Annotated in this window: 9 protein-coding genes and 2 rRNA genes; 3 read left to right on the forward strand and 8 right to left on the reverse strand. The window is 34.6% G+C overall.

Features of this window, described 5'->3' with window-relative positions; translation table 11 throughout:
• From ENL20_01605 to ENL20_01615, 3 genes are all read left to right on the forward strand, one after another.
• A 23S ribosomal RNA gene (locus ENL20_01605) occupies window positions 1–81 on the forward strand; the annotation flags it as partial.
• An 81-nt stretch (window positions 82–162) separates the two neighbouring features.
• A 5S ribosomal RNA gene (gene rrf / locus ENL20_01610) occupies window positions 163–279 on the forward strand.
• 181 nt (window positions 280–460) lie between these two features.
• Window positions 461–1,714: an imidazolonepropionase gene (locus ENL20_01615; protein ID HHE37254.1), complete on the forward strand. Its 1,254-nt coding sequence runs from the start codon at window positions 461–463 to the stop codon at window positions 1,712–1,714.
• Between the two features lie 36 nt (window positions 1,715–1,750).
• Here ENL20_01615 and ENL20_01620 read toward each other — a convergent pair whose 3' ends face one another.
• The 8 genes from ENL20_01620 to ENL20_01655 form a co-directional block, all read right to left on the reverse strand.
• Complete coding sequence (locus ENL20_01620) at window positions 1,751–2,197, reverse strand: DUF2147 domain-containing protein (GenBank protein HHE37255.1); 447 nt, start codon at window positions 2,195–2,197, stop codon at window positions 1,751–1,753.
• A gap of 72 nt (window positions 2,198–2,269) precedes the next feature.
• Entirely contained in the window at window positions 2,270–3,157 is an 888-nt protein-coding gene (locus ENL20_01625) for a DUF255 domain-containing protein (GenBank protein ID HHE37256.1), read from the reverse strand.
• Entirely contained in the window at window positions 3,157–3,582 is a 426-nt protein-coding gene (locus ENL20_01630) for an OsmC family peroxiredoxin (GenBank protein HHE37257.1), read from the reverse strand. Before ENL20_01630 ends, ENL20_01625 begins: the two co-directional genes overlap by 1 nt.
• On the reverse strand, window positions 3,579–4,034 hold the full coding sequence (locus ENL20_01635; GenBank protein HHE37258.1) for a MarR family transcriptional regulator: 456 nt from the start codon (window positions 4,032–4,034) through the stop codon (window positions 3,579–3,581). Before ENL20_01635 ends, ENL20_01630 begins: the two co-directional genes overlap by 4 nt.
• Before the next feature lie 10 nt (window positions 4,035–4,044).
• Window positions 4,045–4,284 (reverse strand): NrdH-redoxin, encoded by a 240-nt coding sequence (locus tag ENL20_01640; GenBank protein ID HHE37259.1) that lies wholly within the window; start codon window positions 4,282–4,284, stop codon window positions 4,045–4,047.
• 76 nt (window positions 4,285–4,360) lie between these two features.
• On the reverse strand, window positions 4,361–5,347 hold the full coding sequence (locus ENL20_01645) for a MoxR family ATPase (GenBank protein ID HHE37260.1): 987 nt from the start codon (window positions 5,345–5,347) through the stop codon (window positions 4,361–4,363).
• Window positions 5,337–6,353 (reverse strand): flippase-like domain-containing protein, encoded by a 1,017-nt coding sequence (locus ENL20_01650; GenBank protein HHE37261.1) that lies wholly within the window; start codon window positions 6,351–6,353, stop codon window positions 5,337–5,339. The genes ENL20_01645 and ENL20_01650 overlap by 11 nt, the downstream gene beginning before the upstream one ends.
• Window positions 6,354–6,709: 356 nt before the next feature.
• Window positions 6,710–7,036, reverse strand: a complete 327-nt coding sequence (locus ENL20_01655; protein ID HHE37262.1) for a hypothetical protein — start codon at window positions 7,034–7,036, stop codon at window positions 6,710–6,712.
• Window positions 7,037–7,109: the final 73 nt, after the last annotated feature.

Here is a 7,109-nt window from a genome sequence, read left to right on the forward strand (position 1 = left end):
AACTTTGATAGGTCACAGGTGTAAGCACAGCAATGTGTTCAGCCGAGTGATACTAATATGTCGATTGCCTTATTTTTTATTTTTCTCTATCACACACGATCTTTTAATTAAGAATTAAGAATTGAAATTTCTAATTTCTAATTTTTGAAAAGAGTATTTAGTGAAGGTGGTTATTGCGGAGAGGTTACACCTGTTCCCATCCCGAACACAGAAGTTAAGCTCTCCTGCGCCAATGGTACTGCACTGGCAACGGTGTGGAAGAGTAGGTCACCGCCTTCATTGAATACTCTTTTTCTTTTTATTGAACTCTGAAAAACACAGAACGCACCGATAATACTGAAAAGATTTTCTAAATCGAATTGCTAATTTCAAATAAAATCAAAATTACAAATTCCAGAAATAAACCTTGCTCAAATTAACTTCAATTTTATTCTATCAAAAAAAAATAAAAGAGGAAAATATGAACACAGATATGATTATTTATAACGCCAACGAACTATTGACTTTAAAAGGTAAAAAGCAACCAAGAACTGGAAAAGAAATGGATGAAGTTTCGATCATTGAGAATGGAGCAATTGCAATTAAAGATAGTAAAATCATTGCTGTCGAAGAAACTTCCAATATCTTCGAAAAATATAATTCCGATCAAAAAATTGATGCTTCCAATAAAGTTGTGATGCCGGGTTTTGTGGATCCACATACACACCCGGTTTTTGTTCATACACGGGAAAATGAATTTGAGATGCGGATCAAAGGAAAATCGTATGTGGAAATATCTCAAAGTGGAGGAGGAATTCGTTCGAGTATTCAAGCGGTGAGAGAAACCTCGGAAGATGAACTGTTCGAATTGTCTAAAAAAAGAATTCAGAGAATTATCGCAAATGGAACGACAACTATCGAAGCAAAAAGCGGTTATGGGCTTTCAACCGAGAGTGAGATCAAGATGTTGAAAGTGATCAGGAGATTGAATGAAGAATTTCCTATCGATATCATTCCAACTTTTCTAGGAGCTCATGAATTTCCAACCGAATACAATGATAATCGAGCAGAATACATCAGAATTTTAAAAAAGGAAATGATGTCGGAAGTCAGACGACAGAAACTGGCAGAATATTGCGATATTTTCACGGAAAAACATGTTTACTCGATCGAGCAGTCACGGGAAATTCTTACTCATGCGAGAAAACTTGGATTCAAGATCAGGATGCATGCGGATGAGATTGAACCGATTGGGGGAGCAGAATTAGCAGCAGAAGTTGGAGCTGTTTCAGCAGATCATCTCGGAGCAACTTCAGATGAGGGAATAAAAGCGATGCGAGATGCGGGAGTTATCGCAACACTTTTGCCGGGTACAATATTCAGTTTGGGAATGAAAAATTATGCTCGAGCAAGAGCTATGATCGATTCAGGTTTACCTGTTGCTCTGGCAACGGATTTTAATCCCGGAAGCTGCAATTGTGACAGTATGCAATTTATCATAACTTTAGCCTGTCTGCAAATGAAAATGACAGTTGCGGAAGCGATTACAGCAGCTACGATAAATGCTGCTTATTCATTAGAAATGGGTGACAAAACTGGAAGTCTCGAAGTTGGGAAAAAGGCTGATATTCTAATAATGGATATGCCTACTTATAAATATTTACCTTATCATTTTGGCTCGAATAATGTGGAGATTGTTATTAAAGACGGAGAGATCATTTGGGAGAAAAAATAAAACTTGCCAAATTTTTGAAATTTGGCAAGTTTTAAACTATTCAATCCTTTCCCAATATTGCGTTCTTCCTAACAAAGAAAATCCGATAAAACCTCTGACTTCTAATTTATTTCCATTATCGATCACTTTTATTTTGCATTTGTAAGTCTTTCCATTTTCAGGATCGAGGATTTTCCCACCTGACCAAATCTCTTTATTTCTCGATAAATCCCAGAGAATTGTCATTCCCAGTACAGGTTTATCTTTCTTCTCGCCTTTGCATTTATCACAAACCGGTTCCGGATTTTCGTCAGGTAAACGGAAAAGTTTGGTGATCTTTCCAAAAAGTTTTCCATTTTCTTCTCGGATCTCGACAAATGATTTTACTCTTCCGGTTTTATCATCGACAGTTTGCCAGCTACCGGTTGGGGAATCGTTTTCAGCAATAATAATATTTAGCGAAAAAATAATGATTAAAAGAGCAATTAATAATCTATAGTTCATTTTTCTATATTGGAGTTTTAAGAAATATTCGTTCCCAATCGGGGGATTGGGAACGATAGCAGAAAGTTTAAATTAACGAATTTTGTTAAGATTTTCTTTGATTGTCTCGATATATTTAGTCGGTCCGCCTTCCTGATATCCCAGTTGAGCGATTTGAGAACCTTCTTTATCGAGGAGTAAAATAGTTGGCAGACCTTTTATTCCGAATTTTTCCGCTATCTGCTGGTTGTAAGCTTTCAAACCTGCGGATTGTTCTTTTGTTCTGGGAAAATCAAAACGCAGCAGGACGAGATTTTTCTTTGCATACTCAATAAATTCTTTTTTGGAAAAGATCTCATCTCGAATTTTAAAACACCAGGTACACCAATCTGAACCAGTAAAGTTGACTAATATCGGTTTTCCATCTTTTTGTGCAATTTCTTTTGCTTTTTCTAAAAGCAGGAACCACTCTAAACCGGCATTATCAGTATAAGTATCGTTTTTGTGATCTTTGACAAAGGAGATCGATTCTTCGATGGTTTTGATAAAAGCAGCAGGACCACCCGGCTGATAACCGGCTTGGGAAAGAACTTCTCCTTCTGCATCTAAAACCAAAATAGTAGGAAATCCCCGTATCTTGTATTTTTCCATTAATGTTCGATTATAATTTTTAACAACCTCAGATTGAGGAATATTCCTGGGAAAATCAAGTTTTAGTAAAACTAAATTATCCTTAGCATAATTTAAAAATTCTTCTTTTGAGAAAATTTCGTCTCGGATTTTAAAACACCATTGGCACCAATCCGAACCGGTGAAATTCACTAAAATCGGAACATCCATTGCTTTAGCTTTTTCCTGGGCTTTTTCTAAATTCGTTAGCCAGATATTATCATCTTGCTCTTTAATATTAACTTTTTCACTGGAACAAGCAGATGAAAAAATGATAGTTAAGAGTAAGATCGCAAATAAGGTTTTTTTCATTATATTTCTTCTCCGTTCAATAAAATTTTAGTTTTTATATCAGAAGTTTTTCTGAGCATTTCCGAGACACCACAATATCTTGTTTCCGAAAGTTCGACTGCTCTTTTCAATTTGGAGATGGGAAGATTTTCACCCGAAAAAATAAAATAGATATTGATTTTATCGTAGATTTTTGGATGTTCGTCCGTAAGTTCGGCATCGACACTCACTTCTAATTTATAATTTTCGATTTTCATTTTTTTCAGGATGGAAACGACATCCATTCCTGTGCAACCGGCTAATCCGCTCAATACCAAACCTTTTGGTCTTGGTCCTTTATCGGTTCCGCCAACTTTATCATCCGCATCTATAAGGAAATGATGTCCGTTCAATTCAACATCGAAAACCATTCCATCAAGCCAGTTAGCTTTGGTGATGTTTTTCATAGGCTGGCAAGTTTTTCATCTAAAACCAGGTTATAAGCTTTTAGATATTCATGGATATTATCACAAATTTCATTAACTTTATCTTCCGGTAATTTTGTTATCAGAGATTTCTGAATTTCAACAAAATTGTCTAATGTTTTTCGTGATAATTCCTTTCCTTTTTCAGAGATTTCAGCAAGCCAGCTTCTTCTATCTCTTTTGGAAGGAAATCTTTTCACGAGTTTTTTCTTCACTAAAGTATCGATAATACGAGTTATCCTGCTGTGAGAGACTTTCATTTCTTTAGAAAGATCATTCATACAAACAGGTTTTTTTAATTTGTCGAGGTAATTTAACAGATTGCATTCCATTCTTCCTATTTTCATACATTGTCTTTGGATCATCTCTTTTCTTGAACAAAGCTCGTATAAAGCTGTGCTCAGTTCTACATACTTCTCAATCTTTTTTTCCATTTATTTACTCCTATTTTGTATTAAGTAATCTATCGATTTTGGATTTATCAAAACCGACAATCGGATAATTATTTATCCACATTTGGGGAACACCTTGCTGTCCTGTTTTTCTCACCATATCCTGAGCTGCTTTCATATCTCTCGATACATCAACATCTTTAAATCGAATTTTGTTTTGCTTAAGATAAGTTTTTAATTTTCTGCACCAGGAACAGGTTGGTGTGCTAAAGACAACCACATTTTTATGCACCATATTCTTCCTCCAATAAATTTTAATACTGTCAAACTTTAGGAAAGTATAATTTTATTTTTAGAGAGAACAACAATTATTTTAATTCTTTTAATAATTTTTTGATAACACCTTTTGATTTAAGACCCTCGGCTTCAGCAGCAAAGGATACTAAAACCCTGTGCTGAAGCACAATTTCAGCGATTTGGATAATATCGTCAATGGAGGGAGAAAGTCTGTTATCGAGAGCAGCTCTTGTTTTTGCAGCTAAAATTAGATATTGAGAAGCGCGTGGTCCCGCTCCCCAGGTAACCCACTTTTTAATGAATTCAGGTGAATCAGGATAATGAGGTCTGGTTGCACGAGCAAGTTTAACCGCAAAATCGAGAACATGTTCACTAACCGGAACTTGCCTGATCGCTTTCTGAATTTCAATTATTTCCGGAGCATTTAGAACTGGCTTAACTTTTCCCAGCAGATCCATTGTTGTTTTAGTAACAATTTCCTTCTCTTCTTCATAAGAAGGATAATCAATATAGATATTGAACATAAAACGATCTAATTGAGCTTCGGGTAAAGGATAAGTTCCTTCCTGCTCGATCGGATTCTGGGTGGCAAAAACGAGAAATGGTTGATCGAGTTCAAAGGTCTTATTTCCAGCAGTTACCTGGTATTCCTGCATTGCCTGAAGAAGCGCTGATTGGGTTTTGGGAGGTGTTCGATTTATTTCGTCTGCTAAAATAATATTGGCAAAAATAGGTCCTTTAATATATTCAAAATAGCGTTTTCCATCTGCTTTACTTTCCGCTAAAATATCTGTTCCCGTAATATCGGAAGGCATCAGGTCGGGTGTGAATTGAATACGACTGAATTTCATATTCAAAATATCAGACATGGTTGAGATTAATAAAGTTTTCGCTAATCCGGGAACACCTTCGAGAAGACAATGACCATTAGCAAACAAAGCGATCAAAAATTCTTCTATGATCCTGTCCTGCCCGATAATTACTTTACTGATCTCATTTAAGATCTTTTCTTTTGCTTCTGCTAAATTTTCCAATATTTCTATATTCTTACTGCTCATAATTTCCTCTACTCATTATTTTTTGCTTGGAAACCAAATCTCCAAATCGTATTTTTAAGGCAAGTAAAGAAATTCCTCCCACCACGAAAATCCAGATAGATGTTAATAAATGGGAGAAAATTACTGCTGCACTAGTCAGATTTTCGTTGATTCCGAGAGCAAAAGAAAAAATTAAAACCCACATAAATTGATTTGAACCGATTTGAGCAGGTGGAGTTGGCAGAATGTAAGTCAGGTTCATCAAAGTATATCCAAACAAGATTTCAGTATAACTTATGCTTGCTCCAAAAGATCTGAAAACTGCATATATGTAAACAGCTTCGGAAAATACTGCCAGGATGGTCAGGGAATAAATAAGGATAAAATCCAACTTGCGATTTTTCATAATTGCCATGCCATCCACAAAATTAGAAAAGAAATCTTCGAATTTTGCTCTGTATTTATGAGGAATAACTTTCAGGAAAAAATGCAATATTTTAATGGCTTTTTCACTATGTTTTACTGCAAAAAACAAAAAACTCAAAAATAATAGAAACACGAAAAAAAGCAGAAAAACAATGATGTACAAAGTCAGATTCAGTTTGATAGAAATGATCGGAATGAGAACCATAATCAAAATTATGGGAAAAAGATCGGTTATTTTATCGATGAAAATGGAAGGAAGACTTTGGGAAATCCTGACATTTTCTTTTGTTTTCAAAATCACGGATTTGGCAATTTCTCCAGCTCGCACCGGAATTATATAATTGATGAACAAACCACTCATAAAGATAGAAAAACTTTTGGAAATTTTCATTTTATTGATTGGATCGAGGATTATTTTCCAGCGTAAACTCCTGATAAAATAAGCGAGGATATAAAACAGGGAAAAGAAAAGAACAAGTTTCAGATCAAATTTGTGGAAATAACTGATAAATTCCTGCCAATCGACAATCCTGATCCAGGCGATCAGAAAGATGATCCCAAGAATGATACCGGAAATCCAGTTAAGATGATTATTTTTCATTCTTTTTTTGTTTTCTGTACTTTAATAATGTCATTATTATGCCATAAAAGATAGCAATTATAATTGATCTAAAGATGAGTGATCCAATGCTTCGTTCTGATCTAAAAAAAGGAATAAAATAATTTATTATAAAAAATAAAATACTAAATGGAATTGCATATACTAAAAAGTCTCTAAGATAAGTTTTCATTTATTTCACTCCAATAATTCCTTGTTCCCAGATTTCATTTGGGGACATACTTGTAAGAGATATTGTATTTCGATCATGTTTCATTTCGTAATGGAATCAAAGTGAAACTTTTTCGTAATTGCATTCCCAAATGGAATTTGGGAACGAGAAGTGAAGTGATTATTTTTCATGTTTTTGGGATAAAAAGAAAATACCGATGATGTGCCCAGAAAAATTTGATAAAATCAGGAGCACTTCTTTCAAACCAGGAATAGGAAAGCATTTGCTCTTCAAAATTTTTATCTTTCCCTAAATAGAAATCCATAATGGAAACAGGTTCATTAGTTTTATTTTTTATTAACCAGTCCAGTTTGAGAATTTTCAAAAATTTATCTTTTGGCATGCCAATATCGGGCCAGGGCGGACAATCGATAAATTTTTTTTCAATCAACATCCAACCAAGGTCTTTCATCAAATTTTTAAAATTCTTTGGGATAATATTTTTTTCGATCACAAATTTCCTGAGTTCTTTTTTCCCTAAAAATCTTTGTGATAAATATCCAATCCCATTTCTATTGGGAACACAC

It is taken from the genome of Candidatus Cloacimonadota bacterium (genome assembly GCA_011372345.1).
Classification (GTDB): domain Bacteria; phylum Cloacimonadota; class Cloacimonadia; order Cloacimonadales; family TCS61; genus DRTC01.

Excerpts from the sequence above, each read along its gene's own strand:
- ENL20_01615 (HHE37254.1), top strand. The coding sequence starts at position 461 with ATGAACACAGATATGATTATTTATAACGCCAACGAACTATTGACTTTA.
- ENL20_01620 (HHE37255.1), bottom strand. The coding sequence starts at position 2,197 with ATGAACTATAGATTATTAATTGCTCTTTTAATCATTATTTTTTCGCTA.
- ENL20_01625 (HHE37256.1), bottom strand. The coding sequence starts at position 3,157 with ATGAAAAAAACCTTATTTGCGATCTTACTCTTAACTATCATTTTTTCA.
- ENL20_01630 (HHE37257.1), bottom strand. The coding sequence starts at position 3,582 with ATGAAAAACATCACCAAAGCTAACTGGCTTGATGGAATGGTTTTCGAT.
- ENL20_01635 (HHE37258.1), bottom strand. The coding sequence starts at position 4,034 with ATGGAAAAAAAGATTGAGAAGTATGTAGAACTGAGCACAGCTTTATAC.
- ENL20_01645 (HHE37260.1), bottom strand. The coding sequence starts at position 5,347 with ATGAGCAGTAAGAATATAGAAATATTGGAAAATTTAGCAGAAGCAAAA.
- ENL20_01650 (HHE37261.1), bottom strand. The coding sequence starts at position 6,353 with ATGAAAAATAATCATCTTAACTGGATTTCCGGTATCATTCTTGGGATC.